General features: G+C 68.3%; 22 protein-coding genes and 1 pseudogene. 9 read left to right on the top strand and 14 right to left on the bottom strand.

Going from position 1 to position 24,135, the window contains the following annotated elements:
- From FVE89_RS01310 to FVE89_RS01305, 3 genes and pseudogenes are all read left to right on the top strand, one after another.
- Complete coding sequence (locus FVE89_RS01310) at positions 1-1,173, top strand: hybrid sensor histidine kinase/response regulator (protein WP_071000266.1); 1,173 nt, start codon at positions 1-3, stop codon at positions 1,171-1,173.
- 197 nt (positions 1,174-1,370) lie between these two features.
- Positions 1,371-1,934: a Crp/Fnr family transcriptional regulator gene (locus FVE89_RS30390; RefSeq protein ID WP_071000265.1), complete on the top strand. Its 564-nt coding sequence runs from the start codon at positions 1,371-1,373 to the stop codon at positions 1,932-1,934.
- Positions 1,935-2,023: 89 nt separating this feature from the next.
- A pseudogene (locus FVE89_RS01305) lies at positions 2,024-2,747 on the top strand (response regulator); the annotation flags it as partial.
- A gap of 39 nt (positions 2,748-2,786) precedes the next feature.
- On the opposite strand, the gene FVE89_RS01300 reads toward FVE89_RS01305, so the two are convergent.
- From FVE89_RS01300 to FVE89_RS01290, 3 genes are all read right to left on the bottom strand, one after another.
- Positions 2,787-3,707: a molybdopterin-binding protein gene (locus FVE89_RS01300; RefSeq protein WP_043074860.1), complete on the bottom strand. Its 921-nt coding sequence runs from the start codon at positions 3,705-3,707 to the stop codon at positions 2,787-2,789.
- Positions 3,704-4,588, bottom strand: coding sequence for a cytochrome b/b6 domain-containing protein (locus FVE89_RS01295; protein ID WP_236961835.1), 885 nt, complete (start codon positions 4,586-4,588; stop codon positions 3,704-3,706). The genes FVE89_RS01300 and FVE89_RS01295 overlap by 4 nt, the downstream gene beginning before the upstream one ends.
- A gap of 76 nt (positions 4,589-4,664) precedes the next feature.
- Positions 4,665-4,898 carry a hypothetical protein gene (locus tag FVE89_RS01290; RefSeq protein WP_043074859.1) on the bottom strand — a complete coding sequence of 78 codons (234 nt, stop codon included), beginning with the start codon at positions 4,896-4,898 and terminating at the stop codon, positions 4,665-4,667.
- Positions 4,899-5,458: 560 nt separating this feature from the next.
- Here FVE89_RS01290 and FVE89_RS01285 point away from each other — a divergent pair.
- Positions 5,459-8,014, top strand: a complete 2,556-nt coding sequence (locus FVE89_RS01285) for an ATP-binding protein (protein WP_071000264.1) — start codon at positions 5,459-5,461, stop codon at positions 8,012-8,014.
- A 289-nt stretch (positions 8,015-8,303) separates the two neighbouring features.
- On the opposite strand, the gene FVE89_RS01280 is transcribed toward FVE89_RS01285, so the two are convergent.
- From FVE89_RS01280 to FVE89_RS01245, 8 genes are all read right to left on the bottom strand, one after another.
- Complete coding sequence (locus FVE89_RS01280; protein ID WP_071000263.1) at positions 8,304-10,001, bottom strand: GMC family oxidoreductase; 1,698 nt, start codon at positions 9,999-10,001, stop codon at positions 8,304-8,306.
- A gap of 14 nt (positions 10,002-10,015) precedes the next feature.
- Positions 10,016-10,675 (bottom strand): gluconate 2-dehydrogenase subunit 3 family protein, encoded by a 660-nt coding sequence (locus FVE89_RS01275; protein ID WP_043074858.1) that lies wholly within the window; start codon positions 10,673-10,675, stop codon positions 10,016-10,018.
- A 14-nt stretch (positions 10,676-10,689) separates the two neighbouring features.
- Complete coding sequence (locus tag FVE89_RS01270) at positions 10,690-11,676, bottom strand: hypothetical protein (protein ID WP_236961837.1); 987 nt, start codon at positions 11,674-11,676, stop codon at positions 10,690-10,692.
- 40 nt (positions 11,677-11,716) lie between these two features.
- Positions 11,717-12,811 (bottom strand): enolase C-terminal domain-like protein, encoded by a 1,095-nt coding sequence (locus FVE89_RS01265; protein WP_071000262.1) that lies wholly within the window; start codon positions 12,809-12,811, stop codon positions 11,717-11,719.
- A 15-nt stretch (positions 12,812-12,826) separates the two neighbouring features.
- Positions 12,827-14,614 carry a thiamine pyrophosphate-requiring protein gene (locus FVE89_RS01260; protein WP_043074856.1) on the bottom strand — a complete coding sequence of 596 codons (1,788 nt, stop codon included), beginning with the start codon at positions 14,612-14,614 and terminating at the stop codon, positions 12,827-12,829.
- A 180-nt stretch (positions 14,615-14,794) separates the two neighbouring features.
- Entirely contained in the window at positions 14,795-15,739 is a 945-nt protein-coding gene (locus FVE89_RS01255; protein ID WP_043074855.1) for an SMP-30/gluconolactonase/LRE family protein, read from the bottom strand.
- Between the two features lie 651 nt (positions 15,740-16,390).
- Positions 16,391-17,827, bottom strand: coding sequence for a YncE family protein (locus FVE89_RS01250; protein ID WP_007557737.1), 1,437 nt, complete (start codon positions 17,825-17,827; stop codon positions 16,391-16,393).
- Complete coding sequence (locus FVE89_RS01245; protein ID WP_007557739.1) at positions 17,824-18,276, bottom strand: DUF305 domain-containing protein; 453 nt, start codon at positions 18,274-18,276, stop codon at positions 17,824-17,826. Before FVE89_RS01245 ends, FVE89_RS01250 begins: the two co-directional genes overlap by 4 nt.
- Before the next feature lie 181 nt (positions 18,277-18,457).
- Here FVE89_RS01245 and FVE89_RS01240 point away from each other — a divergent pair, with 181 nt between their 5' ends.
- Genes FVE89_RS01240 through FVE89_RS01220 form a run of 5 tightly spaced genes read left to right on the top strand, consistent with a single transcriptional unit; the run spans position 18,458 to position 21,455 of the window.
- Positions 18,458-18,841, top strand: coding sequence for a hypothetical protein (locus FVE89_RS01240; protein WP_007557741.1), 384 nt, complete (start codon positions 18,458-18,460; stop codon positions 18,839-18,841).
- A 43-nt stretch (positions 18,842-18,884) separates the two neighbouring features.
- Positions 18,885-19,394, top strand: a complete 510-nt coding sequence (locus FVE89_RS01235) for a sigma-70 family RNA polymerase sigma factor (protein WP_043074853.1) — start codon at positions 18,885-18,887, stop codon at positions 19,392-19,394.
- Positions 19,391-20,200, top strand: coding sequence for an anti-sigma factor (locus FVE89_RS01230; RefSeq protein ID WP_043074852.1), 810 nt, complete (start codon positions 19,391-19,393; stop codon positions 20,198-20,200). The genes FVE89_RS01235 and FVE89_RS01230 overlap by 4 nt, the downstream gene beginning before the upstream one ends.
- Positions 20,197-21,087 carry a LysR family transcriptional regulator gene (locus FVE89_RS01225; RefSeq protein WP_007557747.1) on the top strand — a complete coding sequence of 297 codons (891 nt, stop codon included), beginning with the start codon at positions 20,197-20,199 and terminating at the stop codon, positions 21,085-21,087. Before FVE89_RS01230 ends, FVE89_RS01225 begins: the two co-directional genes overlap by 4 nt.
- Positions 21,084-21,455 (top strand): DUF202 domain-containing protein, encoded by a 372-nt coding sequence (locus tag FVE89_RS01220; protein ID WP_007557749.1) that lies wholly within the window; start codon positions 21,084-21,086, stop codon positions 21,453-21,455. The genes FVE89_RS01225 and FVE89_RS01220 overlap by 4 nt, the downstream gene beginning before the upstream one ends.
- 3 nt (positions 21,456-21,458) lie before the next feature.
- Here the strand turns inward: FVE89_RS01220 and FVE89_RS01215 are convergent, their stop codons facing one another.
- The 3 genes from FVE89_RS01215 to FVE89_RS01205 form a co-directional block, all read right to left on the bottom strand.
- The gene (locus FVE89_RS01215; RefSeq protein ID WP_007557751.1) at positions 21,459-22,544 is read right to left on the bottom strand and encodes a sulfite oxidase; all 1,086 of its coding nucleotides are present in this window, start codon (positions 22,542-22,544) and stop codon (positions 21,459-21,461) included.
- A 78-nt stretch (positions 22,545-22,622) separates the two neighbouring features.
- A complete protein-coding gene (locus FVE89_RS01210; protein ID WP_007557753.1) occupies positions 22,623-23,606 on the bottom strand; it encodes a beta-propeller fold lactonase family protein in 984 nt (327 codons plus the stop codon).
- Positions 23,607-23,789: 183 nt separating this feature from the next.
- Complete coding sequence (locus FVE89_RS01205; protein WP_007557755.1) at positions 23,790-24,128, bottom strand: cytochrome c; 339 nt, start codon at positions 24,126-24,128, stop codon at positions 23,790-23,792.
- Positions 24,129-24,135: the final 7 nt, after the last annotated feature.

Below are 24,135 nucleotides of genomic sequence, written 5' to 3'. Positions count from 1 at the left end.
GTGACGAATCCGACCCGCATCCTGCTGATCGACGACGATGCGGTCGACCGTGCGGCCGTGCGCCGGGCGCTGCGCAAGTCCGGGCTCAAGCATACGCTGACCGAGGCGTCGGGTGGCGAGGAAGGCCAGCGCCTCGCCGCCGAGATGGCCTTCGACTGCGTCCTGCTCGACTACCGCCTTCCGGGTATTGATACCTTCGCACTGCTCAAGACCCTGCTCGCGGCGGAAGGCGATGCGCGGGCGGTGCTGATGCTGACCGGCGAGGCCGACCCGGAGCTCGCGACACGGCTGATGCGGGCCGGCGCGCTGGATTACCTCGACAAGGCCGAGGTCACGCCGTCCGGCCTAGCCAGGGCTATCCGCTACGCCGAAGCGAGGCGGGCCTTTCAGGCGGAGCTTGCCGCCGCGCGGCGGGAGGCCGAGGCGAAATCCCTCGAACTCGACACGCTGAACCGGCAGAAGTCCCTCTTGTTCTCGATCATCGCCCACGACCTGCGCAACCCGTTCCAGGCCCTCCTCGGGCTGTCGGAGGTGCTGGGCAAGGCTGTCGCGGCCCGCGACCCCGCCTCCATCGAACGGCGAGCGAAGGGCATCCACGAGGCGGCGACGCAAGCCTACGCCCTGCTGGAAAGCCTGTTCTCCTGGGCGAGCCTGCAGATGGACACGATGGCGGTCACCCTGACCGACGTCGACCTCGACGCCGTGACCAGTGAGGTGGTGCGCGGCGCGGCGGAGGCCGCCTCGGACAAGGGTTTGAAGATCGAGGTTTCCTGTGGCGGGATCATCGTTCGCGCACAGCGGGACATGCTGACCACGGTGTTGCGCAATCTCGTCGGCAATGCCGTCAAGTTCACGCTGCCCGGCGGGACCATTTCCGTCACGGGCCGCCAGGATTGGGACGACGTCGAGATCTCCGTTACGGACACCGGGGTCGGCATGCCGCCAGGCAAGGTCGACGACCTGTTCCGGCTGGACAGGCGGACCACCACGAACGGCACGGCTGGCGAGCGGGGAAGCGGGCTCGGCCTGCTGCTGTGTCGGGACCTGGTCGAGCGACAGGGCGCCGTGCTGACCGTGACGAGCGCCGTCGACCGTGGCACGACCTTCCGGTTCCGTCTGCCTGCACCGCTCATGGCCAGACAGGTCCCCGCCTCCGCCGCATCGACTTCCTGAACTCCTCCAACGCCCCTGGCCTTTCGGAGGTGACGAAACGTCCGTCGCCCCGGGAAAAAGTCGCGCCTCCTTGGACGACTTTGGCTCCACTCGTCAGGTATCGGACTTCTTCGCGCCAGGAAATCCGCTAGTTCGCAACCCGACGACCAGCGCTGCGACCATCCCCCCGTGAACATCCGCCCTTCATCGACGGCAACTTGCTGCTCGAAGCCCTCGATGCCGACGACCGCAACCTGCCGGCTCTGCACGCCGAGCGGCGCGAGGTCGAACGGGGCGACGTCCTGTTCCGTGCCGGCGACGACGTCAGCCACGTCACCTTTCCGGCTCACGGCTGCGTCGTCATCCTGGTTGTGCCGCTCATGGACGGGAAGTCCGTCGAGACCGCCACGGTCGGTCGCGAAGGCGCCATGCGCGGCGTCGTCAGGCATGGATACCTGCCGGCGTTCGGGCAGGCGGTCCAGGTCGGCGGCCCGGTCGTCCGGATCGACGCCGCGCGCCTGTCCGAGGCCAAGCAGGCCTCGAAGGCCATCCGCGACCTGTTCGTGCGCTACGCCGACTGCCTGCTGGCGCAGGTGCTGCAGTCGGTCGCCTGCAACGCCGCCCATACCATCGAGCGACGCTGCCTGCGCTGGCTCCTGACCCGGCAGGACCGCCTCGGCACGCCCGACTTACCGGTGTCCCGTGAGATCCTAGCCGACATGCTCGGGTGCGCCGCGCCTACCTTACGGAAGTGCTCGGGCGCATACATCGGGAGGGTTTGATCGAGATCGGCCACCGGCGCCTGACGCTGCCGGACCGTGCACGCGCGGAAGCCGCGTCCTGCGAGTGCCATGCCGCCGTCCGACATCACCGCATCACCATCGAGACCGCCAACCGTTGGATCGACGAGGCCGGCGGCCGCCAGCACGACCTCGCGCCCGGCCAGTACCTGGGCGTCTGCGTGACCGACACCGGCACCGGCATGGCCCCGGACCTGATCGGCAAGGTGTTCGAGCCGTTCTTCACGACGAAGCCCACCGGCGAGGGCACGGGCCTCGGCCTGTCCATGGTCTACGGCTTCGCCAAGCAGTCCGGCGGGCAGGTGCGCATCTACTCCGAGGTCGGCGAGGGCTCGACCGTCTGCCTGTACCTGCCGCGGCACTACGGCGAGGCCGACGAGGACGAGGTCGTGCGCAGGCTCGCCGAGGTGGAACAGGCGGGCCAGGGCGAGACGGTGCTCATCGTCGACGACGAGCCCTCGGTGCGGATGCTGGTTACCGAGGTGCTGGAGGATCTCGGCTATACCGCCATCGAGGCGGCCGACAGCGTCGCCGGCCTCAAGGTGCTGCAGTCGGACGTGCGCATCGACCTGCTGGTCACCGACGTCGGTCTGCCAGGGGGTATGAACGGGCGCCAGATGGCCGATGCCGGCTGCGAGCGTCGCCCAGATCTCAAGGTGCTGTTCATCACCGGCTACGCAAAAAAATGCCATGCTCGGGAACGGTTACCTGCGCCCCGGTATGCAGGTCCTGACCAAGCCGTCCGTGCTGGAAACCCTTGCCACCCGCATCAAGGATCTCATCGCCGAGAGTTAGTCTCCCGCGCATGCGCCGACCCCTGATCGCCGCAGCGGGTCAGATTCCCGCGTACCAAGCGTAGCCCTGGTCTTCCCAGTATCCGCCCTTGCCCTCGCCGATGTCGGCGAAGCTCTCCACCACCTCGATGCGCATCACGTACTTGGCTTGCTTGTAGCCGAGGTTGCGTTCGAGGCGCAGCCGCAGGGGAGCGCCGTTCGCCACGGGCAGGGTCTTCCCGTTCAGCTCGTAGGCGAGGATGGTCTGGGGATGGAAGGCGTCCACGAGGTCGATGCTCTCGTAGTAGCGAATGGGCGCGTCGTTGCCAGTGGAGCTTCCCTCGGCGGCCTGCTGGCCTCCGGAATCCCGCTTGTCCTCACCCCCGCCCGATTGCTTCGTCATCGCGGGGTTGGCGTTGCCGCCGGACGAGGCGTCCTCCGTCCCGTCACCCTCGGCGCCATCGTCCTCGCCCTGGTCCATCGTGTCGGCGCAACGGAACACGACGTAGCGCGCCTGCGGTTTCAGCCGTGCCCGGTCCAGGATCTCGGACAGTGGCACGCCGGTCCACTTGCCGATGCAGCTCCATCCCTCAACGCAGTCATGCCGGGTGATCTGCGTCCGGGAAGGGAGCTTGCGCAACTCGGCCAGGGAAAGCTTCAGCGGGGTCTCGACGAGGCCGCACACCTCCAGCCGGTAGTCCGCGAACTTGCGCCGCTCCAGCGCCTTGTAGGCCCGGTCCGGCGGATCCTCGGTGCCGTTCGGCTTGAACCACGGCGAGATGTCGGCCTCGGCGTACTCGGGCGCGAGCGTTCGCTCCGTGAGGAGCAGCCGCTGCACGAACAGGTTCGCGTCCTCGCCGGCCTTGAGCGTGCGCCGGAACCAGTCGGCCTCGCCGAGGCGGTCGCAGCCTCCGAGCATCGCTGCTCCGGCCGCGGCGGTGGCGCCGAGCAGGAGGGAGCGTCGGCTGGGCTTCCGGGTCATGCCCGGTCTCCCGCGCGGTCCGCCGATGCGGGCTCGACCTTGCGCTCAATCACGAACCAGCCGGTGAGCATGCCGCGCATGTTGTTCCAGAACCCCGAGAGCACGACCAAGGCAACGTGGACGACCACGAACAGAACCAGCAGGGCCGCCACGACGAAATGGACCGTGCGGGCCGACTGCCGCCCGTCGAACAGGGTCAGGAGGAACGGGAACGCCGCGTCCATGGCTGGAGACATCGCCAGCCCGGCCAGAACCTGCATCGGCAAGAGCACGAACAGCACGATGGCGTAGGTTAGCTTCTGGATGACGTTGTAGCGCTTGGCCTCGTCGCCTTGCGGGAAACGCAGGGTCACGTGCTCCCACACCGAGGCGGCGAAATGCCGGACCTGGTCGCGCTGCGGGACGACGCGAAAGCGAAGCTGGCCGCTCAGCAGCCCGTACAGGAGGTACAGGGCGCCGTTCAGGACGAAGGCCCAGGCGAAGAAGAGGTGCCAGGAGCGCCCTCCCGTGAGGTCCTGATCGCTGGGAAGCGTCAGCCAGGAGGGGAAGCCGCGGTCGGCCGGCTCGCCGTCAGCGCCGGGCGAGGAGCCTAGCCAGCCGGTGGTGTCGAGGCTGTGGCCTAGCAAGGTCGTGACGCCCTTGGGCGGGTCGTCGTCAGTCGAGGTCATCGACAGCAGCGGGTGATCGAAGGTCGAGACCTTGCCCCAGTACAGGGCCGGGTGGGCGTTGAAGATCTGCAGGCCGCTCATCAGCAAGACGAGCAGGCACAGGGCGTTGACCCAGTGGGTGATCCGGATGACGGCGGGGTGCCTGAACATCCAGCGCCGATGCTCGACCTCTCCGGTGTCGGGGGCGGAGCGCGTCAGGTAGGTGCGGGGCACAAGGGCGGCTCGTCCTGAGGACCGAGGGGCGCGGCGACCGGACCGAGGGTCGGGCCGCCGCGTTCGGGATGGCCGCTTACATGCGGTTCATCATCATCTTCCGCTTCATCATCCGGCGCTTCATCATCTTCTTATGCATCATGCGCTTCTTCATCATCATGCGCTCGCTGTGCGTCATGCGGACCTGCGTGATGCCTGCCGGGCCGGCCTGAAGGCCGTTCGGGCCCATCGGGGCGGCCGAGGCGGCGCCAGTTCCAAGCGCGAGGCTTCCGAGGACCGAGGCGGTGAGCGCGAGGGTGGTGATCTTCATTCGGTATCTCCTTTACAGGGTAGAATTTCCCTTTCGCACAGTGGAGCAAGAAGGGAAATACGTCACAAGTTCCTGATTTATCGAATTAATTTCTTTGATTAGTGGCCTATGGGCGCAACTCTCCGGGCGCCGGGGCGAGGCGCCGCGCCACGCCCCAACCGGGCGTACCCCGACCTGTACGGAGGCTCGCCGCGGAAGGTTTCAGGGGGCGGGAATAATCTGGTCCCGGGCATGAATGGGGTTGTTGGCATTTTACACCCTATTGGCATCACGGACGGGAGCGGACCGGAAGCCGAGCAGCTTGACCTGCGCTGGCCTGTTACTGAATGGAGCGGACTAACCTTCCTTCTGTTGCCTCGCCACCGACAAGGGGACGGCTTCCTCCCCGGCCGGATCTGGGGGATTCGGGCAACCGCGGCACCAAGAAGGCGCGACCGCGAACGTCGCGTGGGCCGGTGCGTTCTCCCAAGGCCAGGCTGCGGACGGGAATAGAGTTGGCACAGGTTCCTCGACGAGCGGACAACACGGCTGCGGCGGGTCCCGCGGCAAGGGCAAGGGCCATGTCCCGGGCGCTCGCCTACTTTGGCATCGCGGTCTCGATCACTGTCGCCTCGGGCTGGGCGTTCCGATTGCCTCTCCTGACGACGATCCTACCGGGCGAGGCGCCGATGGTGGCGCTGACCGCCCTCGCGGTGCTGATCCTGTCGGTCTCGTTGCTGCTCTCGGCCCAGCCCGAGGGGCGAGAGGTCGACAGGTCTGTGGGCCGCTGGCTCGCCGTCGTCGCCGTCGCGGTGGCCGCCGGCGGAGGCATCCAGTACGCCAGTCCGCACGGTTTCCGGCTCGACGACTGGCTGCAGCGGCTCGTGTCAGGCCCGCTCGGGCCGGACAACGGGATGTCGCTCGCGACCGTGGCCTGCGTCCTGGGGGCCGCGGCCGGTATCATCCTCGGCGACGCGCGAGGCCGGACATTCACCCGCCTCGGCGTGGCGACGGCTGCCTTCGCCTTCGTCGCCGCCGCCGTCGGCGGCCTGGGCTACGTCTACGGGGTCGGCGCCCTCCATCAGGGCGGCCCGTTCTCGCGCATGTCGCTGCTCAGCGCCCTGGCCCTGGGCCTGCTGTCGGCCGGGGTGTTGCTCTCCAGGCCGCACGGGCCGTGGGTCGCGACCGTACTCCGCGGCGGCGAGGTCGCGCGTGTCCTCCTGCCGGCCGTCGTGGTCGCACCGCTGCTGCTCGGGGCGCTGGAGATCTACGCCGTCCGTTCGAACCTGCTGGAGCCCGAGACCGGGACCGCTCTCCTCGTCACGGTGCTCGCGATCTGCCTCGCCGCGCTCGCCCTCCGCCTCGCGCGTGACGTCGAGCGGCGCATCGTCGGAGAGAGACGGCTCAGGGATGCTCTCCAGGCCATGAACGAGGCGCTTGAACGGCGGGTGGAGGAGCGGACCCGCGACCTCGCCCAGGCGCAGGACGCCCTGATCCAGGCCCAGAAGATGGAGGCCATCGGGCAGCTTACCGGCGGCGTGGCCCACGACTTCAACAACCTCCTGACCATCATCCGGTCGTCGGTCGAGTTCCTCCGCCGGCCGAACCTGCCGGAGGAACGGCGTGTTCGGTACATGGACGCCGTGTCCGACACCGTGGACCGGGCGGCGAAGCTCACCGGGCAGCTCCTCGCCTTCGCCCGGCGGCAGCCGCTGAGGCCCGAGACCTTCGACGTCGGCTCCCGCCTCGTCGGTCTGGCCACGATGCTGGACACCCTGACGGGGGCCCGCATCCGCGTCGTGACGACCAAGCCCGAGTGCCCCTGCTTCGTGCACGCCGACGCCAGCCAGTTCGACACCGCCATCGTCAACCTCGCAGTGAACGCCCGCGACGCGATGGACGGCGAGGGCACGCTGACCCTCACCCTGTCCTGCGGCAGGGAGAAGCCGGCGATCCGCGGCCACGCTGGCCTGTCGACGCCGTTCGTAACGCTCGGCGTCGGCGATACCGGCGCGGGAATCGCGGCGGAGAACGTGGCCCGCATCTTCGAGCCGTTCTTCACCACCAAGGAGGTCGGCAAGGGCACGGGCCTCGGCCTCTCCCAGGTCATCGGCTTCGCGAAGCAGTCCGGCGGCGACGTCGACGTCGCGAGCGTCGTCGGTCATGGGACCACGTTCACGCTGTACCTGCCGCAGGGCCAAGAGGCGGTCATGGACGTCGTCGAGGACGCCGTCCATGACGACGCACAGGCCGACGACGAGGCCCGGTGTATCCTGGTGGTCGAGGACAACGTGGAGATCGGGCGCTTCTGCACGCAGATCCTGCACGACCTGGGTTACGGCGCGATCCTGACGGAGACCGCGGAGGCGGCGCTCGCGGAGATCGAGGCGGTGCCGTCCCGCTACGACGCGGTGTTCTCGGACGTCGTCATGCCGGGAATGGGCGGCTTCGAGCTGGCGAAGCGGCTGCGGGAGACTCACCCCGGCCTGCCGGTGGTCCTGACGTCCGGCTACAGCCACGTGCTGGCGCAGGACGACGCCCACGGCTTCGACTTGGTGCGGAAGCCCTATTCCGCCGCCCAGGTCGACGGTGCCCTACGTTCGGCGACGCGCCGTCGACGACGCGCGCGCGCACTCGGCATCCATGCGGGAGATGAGCTCATGACCACCTCGAAGCCTCGCCTCGTCGGGCTGAACCACGTCGCGCTTGAGGTCGGAGATATCGGGGAGTCACTCGGGTTCTACCGGGCCGTGTTCTCGTTCGAGCTCCGGGGCACCCATGAGGATGAGGCAGGCCGCACGGTCATGGCCTTCCTCGACATGGGCGACCAGTTCCTCGTCCTGTCGGCCGGGCGGGAACAGCCGGCCGACACGGAGCGGCATTTCGGACTCGTCGTCGATGATCGGACCGGCGTCATGGAACTCGCCGAGAAAGCGGGTGCGAAGGTCCTGGACCGCCCATTCAACTTCCTCGACCCCTGGGGCAACCGCCTGGAGATCGTCGCCTACCCGGATGTCCAGTTTACGAAGGCGGGCGAGATTCTCGGAGGCATGGGCCTGAATCTCGGGAAAGGCGATGAGGCGTTGGGGGAGTTGCGGCGCAAGCTGTCTTCGCCTCCGGCACGCGCCGAAGATTGAAGGCGTGTTTTTCGGGAAAGGCGGGCATCGGATCACCCGCATAAGCGATGGACGGTCGCAGGTCTCCTGGCGCGAACTACAAGAACGATGGCCCCATCCACATACGGAAAATGGCGACCGAGGGGCTGTCAGTCGCCCCTTTCGTTTCCATCCTGACGATTTGGCCTCGAACCTCCGATGACTCCGCAATGCCTCAGTAACCGTAGCCGTAGGCCCGGCAACCGTACCTATAGTTCGGCGCGTAGCCATCACCGGCGTATGAATTTGCGTCATCGACACGCGAAGCCGGTCACCGCCTCCTCGCGAGTATCCGGTCCGCCGTACGCAACGCGACCGCTTGGATCGTGAGCGAGGGATTGACCCCCCCAACCGTCGGGAAGACCGAACCGTCGCAGACGTACAGGTTCGGGATGTCCCAGGACCGGCAATCGGCATCGACCACGGAGGTCCGCGGGCCGGACCCCATCCGGGCGGTGCCGTTCAGGTGGCAGGTGTCATCACCCTGGTCCCAGACCTCGCGCCCGCCCGCGGCCGATAGGGCCTCGCGCATGAACTTGAGCGCGTGCCGGTTCAACGCCTTGTCGTTGTCGCACCAGGAGTAGGTGATGCGCGCCACCGGCAGCCCGTACTGATCCTTCACGTCCGCGAGGGTCACCCGGTTGCGCTCCTGCGGCATGTACTCGGAGACGACCTTGAGCCCGGCGACGTGGTTGTAGCGCTGCATCTCCGAGACGAGCGCCTCCCCCCACAGGCCGTGCGCCGAGGCCTGTGTGTTTGCCCAGAGCTGCGGCAGCGGCCCCTGGCTCATGTAGGAATAGCCACCGAAGAAGTCCTTTACGAAGGGGCCGTGACCCTTGTCGTCGTAGTTCCAGTGCTCGCTGATCGCCAGAGATGGCGGGCCCTTGTAGCTACGGATCTCCTCGTCGAAGACGCCCCAGACCGCTTGGTTGCCCTGGACCATCAGGTTCTTGCCGACGAGGCCCGAGGAGTTGGCGAGGCCGTCCGGGAACTCCTGGTTCGCCGAGTTCAAGAGGAGCCGCGGCGTCTCGATGGCGTAGCCCGCCACCACGACGTTCTTCGCGCGTTGAAACCGCCACTTCCCCTCGCGGAAGTAGTGGACGCCGGTGGCGCGCCCATTCCTCGTCTCGATCCGCCCGACCATGGCGAGGTCGCGGATCTCGGCGCCCGCCTTCAGGGCGCGCGGCAGGTAGCTCACGAGCACGCTCTGCTTGGCGTTGGTCGAGCAGCCCAGCGTGCAGAAACCCCGGTAGACGCAAGGCGGTGCGTCGCCGTGCGGCGCCGAGACCGTAGCGAGCGGCGTCGGCGTCCAGTTGATGCCCATCGCCTCCGCGCCCCGGGCCAGCACCTTGGCGGCGGCGTTGATCTCGTGCGCACGGCGGTGATAGCGGCGACGGTGCGGTCCCCATGGGTAGGAGACCGGGCCGGAGATCTTCAGGTCGTCCTCGACCTGATCGTAGTAGCGCCACATCTCCCGCCAATCGAGCGGCCAGTCGGCGCCGTAGCCCATCAGGGTGCGGGTCTTGAACCATTCCGGTCGGAAACGCAGGGCGACCATGGCGTAGTGTACGGTCGAGCCACCCACCGCCTTGCCGGAATTGTTCGAGCCCATCTGCAGCGGGTTCTCGCCGTCGACGATGCGCTCGTCCGTCCAGTAGAGCTTGGACTGATGGCTCTCGTCCGAGGCGAAATCCTCCAGCGGCCGGAAATACGGTCCGGCGTCGAAGGCCACCACCGACACGCCACCCTCCGCGAGCCGGCAGGCCAGGGTGCCGCCGCCCGCGCCGGTGCCGACGATGGCGAAGTCGACCTCCTCCTCGTCCCGGTGCTGGCGCATCGGCACCCATTCGCCGATCCGCATGACGTTGGGCGCGCGGCCGTCGCGGGCGCGGGGATGGTGCTCCGGGTCGTCGCCGGGCGTGGCGTGCTTGGGGTTGTCGGCGGCGTTGCCGAGGCCGGGGATGCGCATGGACGGAGGTATCCTTATCGACCGACCCGAAGGTTCTCTTGGTAGGCCTCGTCCTCGCGGCCGGGCTTGGCCTCGGCGGCCTCCCAGGGGTCGCGGCGGTCGAAATCCATGCGCACGTAGCCGCGCGGGCTCGCCGGGCCGCCCCAGCCGATCTCGTTCCAGGCCGTGGGGTGGGCGTAGTACGCCTTGACCACATCGGCGAGGACGCGCTGGTGGAAGAACAGCTTCGAGGGCATGCCCTCCCAGACCGCACCGGTCAGGTCACCCTTTTCAGCAAGCTTCAGAAGCTCGTCCTGCGCCCAGGCGCCGAGTTCGTGGAAGCGTGCCCCGAACCGTGCCCGTGCCTCGGCATCGAGGGCGCGCAGTCCCAGGCGCCATGCCTCGCGCTCCCCGGGCATTTCGGCGTTGCGGTAGCCGTCGCGGGTATCGGTCGCGAGCTTGTGGTCCACGAGGGCGGCCACCGGAACCGGATCCCCCCGGTCGGCGGGTTGCGGGACGATCCGCTCGGCCAGCGACTTCATCGTCGACCATTCGGCCTCGTCGAAGAAGCGGCGCGTCTCAGGTCCGATGGCGAGCCGTTCCTCCAAAACCTCGCGGGTCTTGGCGTTCCAGGACGGGCCGTCGCGCTTCGCGAGCACGTCGTAGCCCGGATAAAGGTCCAGTCTCGGACGCATGATGATCTTTCGGGTCAGAAGCGGAAGCGGCTGCGTTCGATGAGTTCGAGGGCCGCGAGCCCCCCGAGCGCCACCCCCGAGAAGGAGGGCGGGGCCGGCAGAGGCGGCCCGTCGATGAGGTTCTGGCGCCAGTTGGACCAGCCGCCCATCATCCGGGCGACGCCGTAGCCGTGGAACGCGACGCCACCGACGCCCATCGCCGAGACCGCCCACATCCCCCACTTGGCGCCCGATTGACTCGCTCCCTCCGGTTTGGTCGCGGCGCGGACGAGAAGGGCGGCGGCAAGCGGCGGCAGGGTGACGGGAACGAACATCGCCGGGTTCTGGAAAGCACCCCGGAAGTGAAGCAGCCCGGCCTCCAGGGTCGTGCCGGCGAGCATGCCCGCCGTGGCGACTGCAAGGGAGCGCCCCGCCGGCAAGCCACCGAGCCGCGGCTCGTCGGGGTCGGCGTCGCGCACGCGCTCGGCGATGACCCCGAGGACGCCGGCCAGCGTCAGAGCCATCGGCGCGCCGATGGGGGCGGAATAGAACAGGTTCTGGAAGGAATACCCACCCTCGCGCTTGCCGACGTTGTAGGCGTGGAAGCCGAAGCCGATCAGCCCTGTCAGGCCGGCGAGCGCCTGCACCCCGTGCCGGACGCGGGAGCTGCCGGGGTCGGTGTCGCCGGCCCCGTGCAGGGACGCCGCCAGGATGACGCTGGACACGACGATGGGCGTGTACATCGCCCGGTTGAAGAACTGGCCGCGGTAGTGCTCCAGGCCGGAATCGAACAGTACCGAGGCGGCGAGCATCGTCGAGGCGTGGTTCAGGCGCTGTGCCGCGCTCGCGGTGACCTCGCGCCCCCGCGGGCTGTAGCTGCGGCCGCCGGCGGCGTGACCTAGGGGCTTGGAACGCCCGGCGGCGAACCAGGTCAACAAACCGGCCCCCGCCGCCACCGCGGCGAGGACCACCACCGGGTGGACGGCCGCCTCAACTCTCACAGGTGCGACGCGCCGCTTCATGCCTGGCGCATGTTGACGTTTCGGCGGGGGTGGGCCGCGATCAGACGGCATAGGCATCGGCATCCCGGGTCTTGAGGGTGAGGCCGTGTCCCGGCCGGGTCAGATCGGGGGTGATCACGCTATCGCGCGGTGCGGGCGCCCCGTCGAACAGCATCCGCTCGATGCGGACGTGGTCGTGGAACCATTCGAGGTGTCGGAAGCGGGGAGCCGCAACCGCCACCGGGAGGTGCAAGGCGGGGGCGCAGTGGCCGGACAGATCGATATGCGCCGCCTCGCACAGGGCCGCGATCTTCAGAAACCCGCTGTAGCCGCCGCAGCGGGTCACGTCCGCCTGGGCCACGTCGACTGCCCCTACGTCGAGCAGTCCACGCAAATCGTTCAAGGTGTAGATGTACTCGCCCGCGGCGACTTCGATGCCGGCAGGCGTAGAGGCACGGACGGAAGCCATACCTGCGGGATCGTCACTGGACACGGGTTCCTCGAACCACGCCACGTCGTAGCGGTGTGCTTCGTGCGCAAGGGCGACGGCGCGCTTCGGGGTGAAGGCGCCATTGGCGTCGATGAACAGACGTGCATTGCCGATGGCTGCCTTCGCCACCGCCATGCGCGCCGGGTCGTGCTCGGGAGCGCTGCCGACCTTCATCTTCACCGCCCGGCAGCCGTCTCGCTCGACCCACCCGGCAAGCTGCTCGCGCAACTGCCGGTCGCCGTAGCTCGTGAAGCCGCCGCTGCCGTAGATCTCCGCGTGTTCCCGCGCCTGCCCGAACAGGCTCGCCAGGGATACGTCGAGGAGGCGTGCCTTGAGGTCCCACAAGGCGGTGTCCAATGCCGAGATCGCCGTGGCGGCCAGCCCGGAGCGCCCGAGGTTCCGCACGGCGCCCCACAGCACGGCATTGGCCCGCGGGATGTCGAAGGCGGACAACCCGGTAAGACGCGATGCGAGCGTGCCTACAATCAAGCGCGCGACACTGGCGTCGGTGTAGCTGTAGCCGAGGCCGGTCTCGCCCCCGGCCTCGACATGGACGACAACGAGCGTCGTCCTGTCCCAGCTGAACGTCCCGTCCGCCTCCGGCGCGTCGGTGGGAACGGTGTAGGCTCGCGCCCGCACCGTTCCGATCCTCGGATCGTCATGCATGCCGTAGAAGCCGTCCTACTTGCTGCCCGGTAGGACGGAACTCAGCACCTGTCGGGCGGTGTCGACAAGGAGATGACGCTCCTTCGGGTCGCCCTTGCCGAGCATCGACATGAAGTTCTGCACCTGCTGGAGCGTGAAGAACGGCGGCAGCGGCGGCACCTCGGGGTCGGTCTTTACCTCCAGCACCACCGGCACGGGGCTCGCCAGCGCCTCGTCCCAGGCCGCCCCCATGCGCTGGGGATCATCGACGTAGATGCCCTTCAGGCCGATCAGCTCGGCGAACTTGTGATAGGGCACGTTCGGGATAGTCTGGCTCGCCTCGAACTTCGGGTTGCCCTCCATCACCCGCTGCTCCCAGGTCACCTGGTTCAGGTCCTCGTTGTTGAACACGCAGCAAATCCAGGTCTTGTTCGACCAGCGATGCATGTACTTTGAGACCGTGATCAGTTCGGCCATGTTGTTCATCTGCATGGCGCCGTCGCCGACCAGCGCGATCACCGGCCGGTCGGGATGGGCTACCTTGGCGGCGATGGCGTAGGGGACCGCCGCGCCCATGGAAGCGAGGCCGCCCGACAGCGAGCACATCTGGCCGCGGCGCATCTTCAGGTCGCGGGCGAACCAGTTGGCGCAGGACCCGGAATCCGAAGTGATGATCGCCCGCTCGGGCATGCGCGGCGAGAGTTCCCAGGTGACGCGCTGCGGGTTGACCGGGCTGGCCTTGGCCATCGCCCGGTCCTCGGCCTCCTTCCACCAGGAGACCATCCCCTTCTCGATGCCGGTGCGCCAGGAGCCACCCTCCTTCTTCTGCTCCAGCAGCGGCAGCAGGGCACGCAGGGTCTCGGCGGACTCGCCGCAGAGCGGCACCTCCATCGGGTACCGCAGCGACAGCATCTCCGGTGAGATGTCGATCTGCACACCGCGGGCCTGCCCCTCCTTCGGGAGGAACTCGGCCCAGGGAAAGCCGGAACCGATCATCAGGAGGGTGTCGCAGTCCTCCATCATGTCCGAGGACGGCTTGGACCCGAGCAATCCGATGGTGCCGGTCACGAACGGCAGGTCGTCCGGCAGCGCCGCCTTGCCGAGCAGCGCCTTGGCGACGCCGGCCTGAAGCTTATTGGCGACGGCGATGACCTCGTCGGTGGCGTGCAAGGCGCCCGCACCGACCAGGATCGCGACCTTCTTGCCGGCGTTCAACACGTCGGCGGCGCGGCGCAGATCGGCGTCGAAGGGCACGACCTTCGGGGCGGTGTAGCCCACCCCGGAGAAGGTGTTGCCGTGCTTGCGTACCGGCTCCTCGTAGGGAACGTCCTGCAGGTCGTTCGGTAGAATGATGGCCGAGACCTTCCGTTCGGCCTTAGCGATCCGCATGGCGCGGTCGACGATGTGGCGGACCTGCGCGGGCGAGGACGCCTGCTGCACGTAGGCCGAGACGTCCTTGAAGACGCTCGTGAGGTCGAATTCCTGCTGGTAGTGGGCGCCATTGACGTTGCGCGCCTGCTGCCCGCAGATGGCGAGAAGCGGCACGTGGTCGAGATGGGCGTCGTACATCCCGGTGAGCAGGTGCGTCGCGCCGGGACCGGAGGTCGCCATGCAGACGCCGACCTCGCCGGTGAACTTGGCGTAGGCCGCGGCCATGAACGCCGCCATCTCCTCGTGGCGGACCTGGATGAACTCGAACGGCAGGTCGTTGCGCTGGAGGGCGCCGAGCAGGCCGTTGATGCCGTCGCCGGGATAGCCGAAGATCTTCTTCACCCCCCACTCGGCCAGGCGCTTCCAGAAAAAGTCGGCGACGGCTTCGGCCATGGCGGATCCTCGGAATAGGTATTGGTGCCGCCCGCTGGGCGAACGTGGTCGGGGGCGGCATGGGATGAAGCCTGCGTGTACCGGCACACGGCTTCCTTAGTCCGAGGCCAACCTCGCGTGGGAACCCAGGTTCCTAGGAGTTTCCGGAGCGTTCTGACGATGCCGTGATTTCACCCCGATCTACTGGGCGGCGAGGTCCAGGGCGTACAGGTGCTGTTTGGACGTGATGAACAGCCGTTGCTGCTCCGGGGAGAAGCAGAGATTGGAGCACACCTGAGGCGTGGGAATCAGTCCGAGCCGGTGCCCCTCCGCGGAGAGGACTTGAACCCCTGCCTCCGAGCTCGTCCAGATCCAGCCGCGATGGTCCACGCGGAACCCGTCCGGCACGCCGGGCTCGACCTCGGCAAAGACCCGCGGTTCGCCCAGGGTTCGGTCATCCACGACCGCGTAGGCGTGGATCGTGTGCCCGTCACCGCCCTCGGTCCGTGAAGTGTCGCTGACGTACAGGGTGTGCCCGTCCGGCGAGAAGGCCAGCCCGTTCGGTTGGCCGAGGTCGGCCATGCGCCTGACGGAGCCGTCCGCCGGGTCAAATCTGTAGACGCTGTGATGGCCCAGGTCGGACGCGGCCAACACCCCCTGCCTGGGTAGCCGTAGCCCATAGGCTGGATCGGTGAACCAGAGGGCGCCGTCGGCGGCGCAGACCACGTCGTTCGGAGCGTTGAACCGGCGGCCCTCGTAGGTCTCGACCAGGGCCTCGTAGTGTCCGTCCGGGGATGTGCGTGACAGGCGGCGGTTGCCGTGCTCGCAGTGGATGAGGTTGCCGTCCCGGTCGACCGTGTTGCCATTGATGAACGGGGTTGCGTCGATGACGACCCGCACGCAGCCGTCGGCGTGCCAGCCAAGCACCCGGCGCCCCTCGACATCGGACCAGACCAATATGTCCCGCGCGGGCCACCAGGTCGGCCCCTCGCTGAAGACGGCCTGATCGTAGAGCGAGACGAGACGGGCGTGGTAGGGCACTACCTCGGTGAAGCGCGGGTCGGACGCCCGGGGTGGATCGACGTGGTGGACGGGCTCGGGCGGACCGGGTCGCCGCAGCAGATTCGACGCGGGTTCAGCGTTCATGATCCCTCCCTGATCGAAGTTTTAGGGCACCTCAGTGGGTGCATGTCTCGAACGGTTAATCCCTCCGGGTTGATGTCGTTCTCCCGCCACCCCCGGCTGACTTGTCGGGTACGACCTAAAGAATGCGGGATCGTCGAAGATCATGAATCAAGAAAAACGCCGATCTTTTCGATGACGACTGCAGCCGGCACCTTGGGGCTAGGTTACTGTCGGCGCACGTCCCGAAGGTCGAACGCAATCGCGAACCTCGTCTTCAGGGCGGCATGGAGACCATTTTAGAAATGGGTGCCCAGCTAAACGCAAGCCCGACCGTGGAATATCGTTCCGTAGCGTCGCCTCATGCGAATGGCCGATCGCAGCTGGTAGCGTCCACTTACGGGATATTGTCAGAACCATCTGAATGACCGGGATGGGCGCGAAGACGAATGTCCGGTGTTGCGCGCTCCAGCGGTACGGCGTGACAAAGTGGGGCCGAAAGCGACTGGTCCGCTTCGGAGAACTCCCGCGGGAAAAGCGGACAGCCTCCTATCGACCCAACTGCGCCGTAGAAGCAGTCCGACGTCGTTCTCGAAAGCAGACATCGAAACTGGGCTCGCGCCGCCAAGGTACTCTTATGAGTGTTCGCCTTCCGAACTAGCGCCCCCCACTCGATCAATCCACAGTCTGCATCTGGACGACACTGCCGAGTTCACCGGGCTTGCCCGAGACCACCACGAGGTAGCGCCGGCTAGCGCCGGCATCCGTGCGGGTGACCTGTCGGATCGGGCCGATCGCGTTGACGATGGCCGCGCCGGCCGGGTTGGTCATGAAGGCGGCGAGCGGCTCCAGGCCGGTCGCTCCCTTCGGATTGGCGGCGAGCGCCAGCACGAAGGGCATTTTCGCGGGCAGTCCTGTGACCGCGGCCTGTAGCGTTTGCAGCACGCCTTGGTCGAACAGGGTGACCTGCGTCGCCGGCTTGTCATCGGAACCGGTGAGCGTCAGCGCGCTGGTCTTGCCGGCAGCACCCAGCGGCTGGAGGTTCTGCTTTCCGTCGCCCTCCGGCACGGCGTTCGGGACGTAGGCGACGCCCTGCGGACCCTGCCCGATCGGCACCTCAGCGATCACCGTGTTCGACGCCGTGTCGATCACCGCCGCCATGTCGGCGTTCTCCAGGCCGACATAGACGCGGCTGCCGTCGCCCGAGGGCCAGAGCCCGTGCGGCAGGGCGCCGGTCGCGATGGTGGCGACCTGAGAGAAGTCGTCGGTGCGGAACACCTTGAGCTGGTTCAGGCCGCCGATCGTCACGTAGGCGAACTGGCCGGCCTTGGTCGAGACGATGTTGACGTGGTTGGTGATCGGCCCGGTCTCGATCGTCTTCAGCGGCGCGAAGGGCGGACGCGCCGAAAACACTTGGGTGCGGCCGACATCCTTAAGGGTGAACCACACCTGCTTGCCGTCCGGCGTCGCGGCGATGTCGGGGCAGAACGGGCTCTCTTGCTTCACGCGGCCGACGATGGTGTGGGTCTTGGTGTCGATGACGACGGTCTCGGGGCTGAAGCTGGAGCAGACGTAGCCGTAGGCGCCGTCCGGCGAGAAGATCGTCATGCCGGGCCCGTTCGGTACGGTGATCCGGCGGGTCTCCTTGGCGGTGGCGGCATCGAGCACCGCGATATGGTCCTCGCCGCGCACGCTCACCCAAACCTCTCGGCCGTCCGGCGTGAAGAAGGCTTCGTGCGGCGAGCGGCCGACATAGGCGGTGTGGCGGACCGCGTTGGTCGCCGTGTCTATGAAGCTCACGGAGTTCGAACCGATCGAGACCGCGAGCAGGGTCCTGTGGTCCGGCGAGAAGCCCATGCCGTGAACCAGAAGCTGCCCGCGATAGAGCGGGCTCAGGTTCATCGGCGTCGGGTCGCCGAGCCGGATCACCCCGAGCAGGGTGTTGGCGGCGGGATCGACCACCGAGACCGTGTTGGAGAACTGGTCGGAGGTGTAGAACCGATCCTTGCCGCTAACCGGCACGTCCGGGGCGGAAGCTGCGCCCGGGGCCTGCCCGGCGAGCGCCGGGCCGGAGAGCAGCGCGAGGGCGAGGATAGTCAGGGCGGTCTTCATCGGCGGGTCTCCGAGGGCATGGCGGCGGGGGCTGCACTGTGGTCGTGGGAATGGGCCGCACCAGTCGATGGCTGCGGCGCTTTAGGAAGACTGGCGAGCGCACGGCGCATCACATCGATCTCCTGGCCCTGCTCGACGACGATTCCTTGCGCGAGGCGACGCAGGACCGGATCCTTGCCGTAGAGCAGCTCCGCCTTGGCCATCGCGATCGCGCCCTCGTGGTGGGGGATCATCATCGCGGCGAAATCGCGGTCGGGATCGCCCGAGGGCGGGACCATCATGTCGGCGTGCATCCGCGTCATCGACTGCGCCATCATCGCGTCGAACGACGTTGACGACGCGGCCGGAGGCTCGCTGGCGGCCAGCGTCGGGCGCATCATCATCCGGCCGCCGACGAGGCCGCTCGCCATCAGCGCCGACGTCACGGCAAATCCCAGTGCTCCGCGCATGCGGCCTCCTCGCGATCCGGTATCAATGGAAGGGATGCCAGAGGACCGCCTTTATTCCGCGGCGGGGCCGAAAAAGCGTTCGCGCCGATGGGATCGCCTTTTTTCGTGTGTCAGCGGAATAAAGGCGCCCGTTTCGCATCCCTCCCGATGCGGTCATGCTCGACCGCGGGAGACTTCACCCATGCGCAATCTGCTGATCCGCACCGCCTTCGCGGCTATCGCCTTCTCCGCCGTGGCCGCCCAGGCCGCCGCGCCCGCCATGACGGCCGAGACCGCCAAGGGGCCGGCGCTCGTGGATGCCAAGAGCATGACCCTCTACACCTTTGACAAGGACATGGGCGGCAAGTCGATGTGCAACGGCCCCTGCGCCGCCAACTGGCCGGCCCTGACGGCTGCCTCCGGATCGGCGGCCTCCGGCGATTGGACGACGGTGACCCGGGACGACGGCACGATGCAGTGGGCCTACAAGGGCAAGCCGCTCTACACCTTCGCCAAGGACACCAAGCCGGGCGACACCACCGGTGACGGCTTCCTCAACGGTGCGTGGCACATCGCAAAGCCCTGATCGGTGAATGCCCGGATCGGCTCCCTCTGATTGGGACACGTCGTTGGACGAGATCGCCCCCCTGATCGAACCGCAGATCCCGGCCCTGCGGCGCTACGCGGTCGCGCTTCTTCGGGATCGCGAAGCGGCGGACGACCTCGTCCAGGACACCCTGGAGCGGGCATTGTCCGCCTGGTCCGGGCGTCGCCGCGACGGCGACCTGCGGGCGTGGTTGTTCACGATCGAGCGCAACCTGTTCCTCGCCGCCGTCCGACGCCGGGGCCGGCGCGGCGCCGATCTCGGCGCGGAAGTGTTGGAGCAGGTGCCCGATCCGAGCGCCGACCCGGGGGCAGCTTTGGGAGCCCGTGACGTACTCGCAGGGCTCGACACCCTGCCCGAGGAGCAGCGCTCGGTGTTGCTCCTCGTGGCGGTGGAGGACCTGTCCTATGCCGAAGCGGCACAGGTGCTCGGGGTGCCGCTCGGCACGGTGATGTCACGATTGAGCCGGGCGCGCACGCGGATGCGCGGATTTGTGGAGACGGGCCGGACAGGCCTGCTGAGGAGGGTTAAATGAGCGGGGATCCGCGCCCGGTCGGCGAGGACGATCTGCACGGCCTGATCGACGGCCGCCTTGAACCGGAGCGGCAGGCGCTGGTCGAGGCGTGGCTCGTGGGGAACCCCGCGCGTGCGGCTGAAGTCTCGACGGACCGAGTTCTGCGCGAGCGCCTGCGCGCCCGCCTCGCGCCGATCGCCGAGGAGGCGATCCCGGCGCGACTGCGGGTGGCCAACATCCGCTCGCGACACCTGTACCCTGGCGCACGCTGGTTCCCCATGGCGGCTGCGGCCGTGCTCTGCCTCGCGCTCGGCAGTGCCGGCGGCTGGGTTGGCCATGCCCTGCACGGTGTGCCCGCGGCGGCGGCGGTGGCGGAGGCACCGGCGACGCAGGACGCGGTCGCAGCCTTCCGCACCTTCGTGGTCGAGGCGGTGCATCCGGTGGAGGTGCGCGCCGACGAGAAGCCCCACCTCGTGACGTGGCTCTCGAAGCGTCTCGGTCACGCGGTCGCGGCCCCCGACCTCTCGGCGCAGGGCTTCCGGCTGATGGGCGGGCGCCTGTTGCCGGCCGGCACCGAGCCCGCGGCGATGTTGATGTACGACGACGACCGCGGCACCCGGCTGACGCTCTACAGCCGCGTCGGTGACGGCGACGGCCGCACGCTCTTCCGCTTCGCCCGCGAGGGCGACATCGCTGCCTTCTCCTGGGTCGATGGTGGCATGTCATACGTCGTCACCGGCCGCACCGACGAGGCCCGGCTGCTCTCCGTCGCGCAGGCGGTCGATGCGCACGTCCGCGACCTCGCGCCGGATCGTCGGCAGCCATGACCCTCGATCAGCTTCGCATCTTCGTGGCGGTGGCCGAGCGACAGCACGTGACGCGGGCCGCCGAGGCGCTGAACCTCGTCCAGTCGGCGGTCAGCACGGCGATCGCCAACATCGAGGGGCGGCACGCGACGAAGCTGTTTCACCGGGTTGGCCGCGGGATCGAGCTGACCGAAGCAGGGCGCGTGTTCCTCGTCGAGGCCCGCGCCGTGCTCGCCCGGGCCGAGGCCGCCGAACTTGTGCTCGCCGACCTCAGCGGCCTACGACGCGGGACGCTGGCGCTTTTTGCCAGCCAGACCATCGCCAGCGACTGGCTGCCTCGCCACCTCGTCGCCTTCCGCCGGGCCTACCCTGAGATCGCTATCCGGTTGGCGGTGGGCAACACCACCGACGCCGCCGACGCGGTGCGCGCGGGGCAGGCCGAACTCGGCTTCGTCGAGGGGGCGCTGGACGACCCGACGCTCGCAAGCACGACCATCGCCCAGGACAAACTCGTCCTCGTGGTCGCCCCAAACCATCCCTTCGCCGGGGCGGCTGCACTCGCACCCGAAGACCTCGCCGGGGCCGACTGGGTGCTGCGCGAAGCGGGATCGGGAACCCGCTCGGCCTTCGAGGCGACCCTGGGTGCGGCCGGCCTTGCCGCGGCCCAGCTCCGGGTCATGCTCGAACTGCCCTCGAACGAGGCAGTGCGCGCCGCCGTCGAGGCCGGGGGCGGGGCCGCCGTCCTGTCCGAGACCGTGGTCGCCGCAGCGCTTCGAACCGGGACCCTGGTGCGGGCGGCGTTCGACTTACCGAGCCGGCCGTTCCGGGTGCTGCGCCACAAGGAGCGCTACCGCAGCCGGGCCGCCGACGCGCTTCTCGACCTGATCGCGACGGCGAACATCAAATGAGCGAGCCCGCGAAACCAGTGCCCCCCGACGACCCGCGGGTGAGGCTCGCCGAGGACCGGACGGTGCTGGCAGCCGAGCGTACGTTCGTGGCGTGGCTTCGAACCGGGCTCGCCTTTCTGGGCGTCGGCTTGGCCGCGCAGCGCTTCCTGCGGGAGGTGCTGGCGGTCTGGCCGCTGAAGGTGCTGTCGCTCACGTTGATCGGCTGCGCGCTTGCCTCGTTCGCCGGCGCCGCATGGCGGGACCGGGCGATCCGGGCGCGTCTCGCCCATGCCGAGATCCCGATGATGCCGCGCATCCTCACCATCGGGATCGCGGCCTTGCTGATCGCGATCTCGGGCCTCGCGGCCACCGCCTTGCTCTGGGCGTGATGATCAGGCCACGGTGACCCGCACCCGGTGCCATGCGGCGCTAAGGTAGCCCTTGTAGTTCCAGGTGTCGTCGGGGGCGGCCGGCTGGGTCTGGCCGGCGGAGTCCCAGGCCCGCACCGCAAGTTCGTGCTCGCCGGCCGTCAGCTCGCGCTCGATCTCCCAGAATGTCCACGCGTAGGGCGCGTCGGCATCGCGGTCGATCCGGGCCTGCGCCCAGCTGCGGCCGCCATCCGTCGAGACGTCGACGCGGGCGACCGCGCGGTCGCTGGCGATGGCATAGCCGCGGATCGCGTGCCGGCCGGCCTTCAACGCCGCGCCGCGGGCGGGCTCGCAGATCGCGCTGTTGAGCGGCATCGCCTCGATGGTGATGCCGTGGGCGGGGTCCGCGGTCTCGGCCGTCACGTCGGGCGGAAACAGCTTGTAGTCGTCGGCCTGCATCGGGTTGTCGGAGGGCCGGTCCTGCACCGTGATCCGGGCGAGCCATTTCGGGCTGCGGATGCCGGCAAATCCCGGCACCACCACGCGCAACGGATGGCCGTGCTCGGGGGCGAGAGGCTCGCCGTTCATCGCGAAGGCAAGCAGCGTCTCGGGCGCCAGCGCCTTGGCGAGAGGGATCGAGGCGCCGAAGCGCGTGTCCGTGTCCGCGATCCGGTCGTGGCTCTCGAAGGCGACGTAGCGCTCTTCATCTGCATCGATGCCGGCCGCGCGCAGCACCTCGGCGAGCCGCACGCCGGTCCATTCCGCGTTGCCGATGGCACCGGGCGCCCACGGGTCACCGGAGACCGGCGCCACCGCCAGCATGTCGGCCCGTCTGTTGCCGGCGCATTGCATCACCGCCGTGACGGTGGCGTGCGCAAAGCGCGCCTTGAGTTCCGCGAGGGAGAGTTCGAGCGGCATGGTGACCATGCCATCTACCGTCAGGCGGTAGCTGTCGGCGTCGAGGTCCGGGATGTCGCCGTGGCTGCGGACGTAGAAGTCGGCCTGTTCGGTGAGGAACGCCGCCCGCAGGCGATCGAGCGGCGGCTCGGCGTTGTAGGGCGCCTTTCCGTGGACGATGAGGCGGTCCTTGCGCTGGAACAGGCGGAGCATGGGGTCTTTGTCCTGCGTACTTGACATGTCGACGACGAGAACGCGCCGGGGGCGATAAGGCCCCCGGCGCGCGTCGCCTCAGGGCTTCATTGTCGAGACCACCGCATTCTTCGCGCGATCGACCACGGCGACGCTGAGATCGCGGTTGAGGACGTAGGCGCGGGCGTTGTCGGCCGAGAACGCGATCGCCTGGCGCGGCTCGTTCAGGCCGGTCACCGTGGCGACAACCTTGAGGGTGCCGGTGTCGATCACTGAGAGTGAGTTGTCCTTGAGGTTGCCGGAATAGACGAAGCGACCGTCCGGTGTCAGTGCGGCTCCGTAGGGGTCCTTGCCCACCTCCACCTCGGAGGTGACTTTGCGGGCGGCGATATCGACCACGCCGATGGTATTGCGGCCGCTGTTGGCGGCAAACAGCGTCTTGCCGTCCTTGGTGATCGAGATGGCGCGCAGCTTGTCGAACCCAGCGATCTCGCCGGTGATCTTGTTGGTGGCGGTATCGACCAACGTGATTTTGTCGCCGAGGAAGTTCGTCACGAACACGGTCTTGCCGTCGGGCGACAGCTTCACGCCCTGGCGCGGCTGCGCGAAGCCGGGAATCACGGCATCTGCCAGCATAGTCTTGGTGTCGAACACGGTCAGCGTGCTCGCGGCCTCGTTGTTGACGTAGAGCTTGCCCCCGTCGGCCGAGAGCACGGTGCCGAAGACCCCGGGCCCGGCGGCGAGAACGCCGGCTTCCTTGCCGGTGGCGGTCTCGTAGACCGTGATCCGGCCGGTGCCGCTGTCGGAGACGTAGAAGCGGGCGCCGTCCGGCGCGAACACGATGTTGCGCGGCGTGACGAAGCCGTCGAGGCGGCGCAGCACCGTGCCCTTGGCGACGTCGTAGACGACGACGGCGCTCTCCTCGCTGTTCGATACAGCGGCGACGGTCCCGGCAGCGTTCAGCGCCAAGGCGTTGTTCTTGATCGCGCCGTCGAAACCAGCGGCGGACCCGGGCTGGCCCTGGGCGAGAAGCAAGGCAGCTCCGGCGAGGAAGGCGCGGAGACTGGTGCGGATATGGGTCATGAAGCGGGTCTCTTGGGCATGCGCGCTCGTTCGGCGGCCGGGGCCAGCCGTGCGGGCGGGTTCGAAATCGGATTGCGTCGTGCGGGACCGGTCCGGCCATGCATCGCCTTAAGGAGATGCCAGCGAGGGCGGTCTATTCCCCGAGGCCGGCGAAAAAACGCGGCGGCCTCGGGATTCGGGAGTTCAGGGGGTCGGCTTCAACGCCGTGAGGTAGTCGACGATGGTCTGCACGTCGGCCTGATCGACCGGAGCCTTGTAGATGTGGACCATCTTGTTCACGGTCTCGGTCCACTGCGCCTTCGTGAGCTTGGGCTGGGTCAACACCATCCCGGCCGAATGGCAGGCGAGGCAGTTGTTGTTGACCGCCTCGGCCCCGGGCCCGTCGGGGAAGATCCGGTCGGAGGTCGGCATCTCGATCGATTGCGAGGTGAAGCGCATCGGCTCGGGAGCCGGGGCGGCGAGCGCCACCAGGGGAGACAGTATGAGCGCGACGCTGAGGGCTGCAGAGCGGATCGGGGTCATGGCTGTT

It is taken from the genome of Methylobacterium sp. 2A, from assembly GCF_009806555.1.
In the GTDB taxonomy this organism is placed as follows: Bacteria; Pseudomonadota; Alphaproteobacteria; order Rhizobiales; family Beijerinckiaceae; genus Methylobacterium.
This window is presented reverse-complemented; position numbering and strand designations above follow the sequence as displayed.

Coding starts and splice junctions, on each gene's coding strand:
- FVE89_RS01270 (WP_236961837.1), bottom strand. CDS start 11,676: ATGAAGCGGCGCGTCGCACCTGTGAGAGTTGAGGCGGCCGTCCACCCG.
- FVE89_RS01250 (WP_007557737.1), bottom strand. CDS start 17,827: ATGAAGACCGCCCTGACTATCCTCGCCCTCGCGCTGCTCTCCGGCCCG.
- FVE89_RS01240 (WP_007557741.1), top strand. CDS start 18,458: ATGCGCAATCTGCTGATCCGCACCGCCTTCGCGGCTATCGCCTTCTCC.
- FVE89_RS01215 (WP_007557751.1), bottom strand. CDS start 22,544: ATGCTCCGCCTGTTCCAGCGCAAGGACCGCCTCATCGTCCACGGAAAG.
- FVE89_RS01275 (WP_043074858.1), bottom strand. CDS start 10,675: ATGCGTCCGAGACTGGACCTTTATCCGGGCTACGACGTGCTCGCGAAG.
- FVE89_RS01225 (WP_007557747.1), top strand. CDS start 20,197: ATGACCCTCGATCAGCTTCGCATCTTCGTGGCGGTGGCCGAGCGACAG.
- FVE89_RS01245 (WP_007557739.1), bottom strand. CDS start 18,276: ATGCGCGGAGCACTGGGATTTGCCGTGACGTCGGCGCTGATGGCGAGC.
- FVE89_RS01300 (WP_043074860.1), bottom strand. CDS start 3,707: ATGACCCGGAAGCCCAGCCGACGCTCCCTCCTGCTCGGCGCCACCGCC.
- FVE89_RS01220 (WP_007557749.1), top strand. CDS start 21,084: ATGAGCGAGCCCGCGAAACCAGTGCCCCCCGACGACCCGCGGGTGAGG.
- FVE89_RS01285 (WP_071000264.1), top strand. CDS start 5,459: ATGTCCCGGGCGCTCGCCTACTTTGGCATCGCGGTCTCGATCACTGTC.
- FVE89_RS01205 (WP_007557755.1), bottom strand. CDS start 24,128: ATGACCCCGATCCGCTCTGCAGCCCTCAGCGTCGCGCTCATACTGTCT.
- FVE89_RS01265 (WP_071000262.1), bottom strand. CDS start 12,811: ATGCATGACGATCCGAGGATCGGAACGGTGCGGGCGCGAGCCTACACC.
- FVE89_RS01255 (WP_043074855.1), bottom strand. CDS start 15,739: ATGAACGCTGAACCCGCGTCGAATCTGCTGCGGCGACCCGGTCCGCCC.
- FVE89_RS01210 (WP_007557753.1), bottom strand. CDS start 23,606: ATGACCCATATCCGCACCAGTCTCCGCGCCTTCCTCGCCGGAGCTGCC.
- FVE89_RS01230 (WP_043074852.1), top strand. CDS start 19,391: ATGAGCGGGGATCCGCGCCCGGTCGGCGAGGACGATCTGCACGGCCTG.
- FVE89_RS01260 (WP_043074856.1), bottom strand. CDS start 14,614: ATGGCCGAAGCCGTCGCCGACTTTTTCTGGAAGCGCCTGGCCGAGTGG.
- FVE89_RS01290 (WP_043074859.1), bottom strand. CDS start 4,898: ATGAAGATCACCACCCTCGCGCTCACCGCCTCGGTCCTCGGAAGCCTC.
- FVE89_RS01280 (WP_071000263.1), bottom strand. CDS start 10,001: ATGCGCATCCCCGGCCTCGGCAACGCCGCCGACAACCCCAAGCACGCC.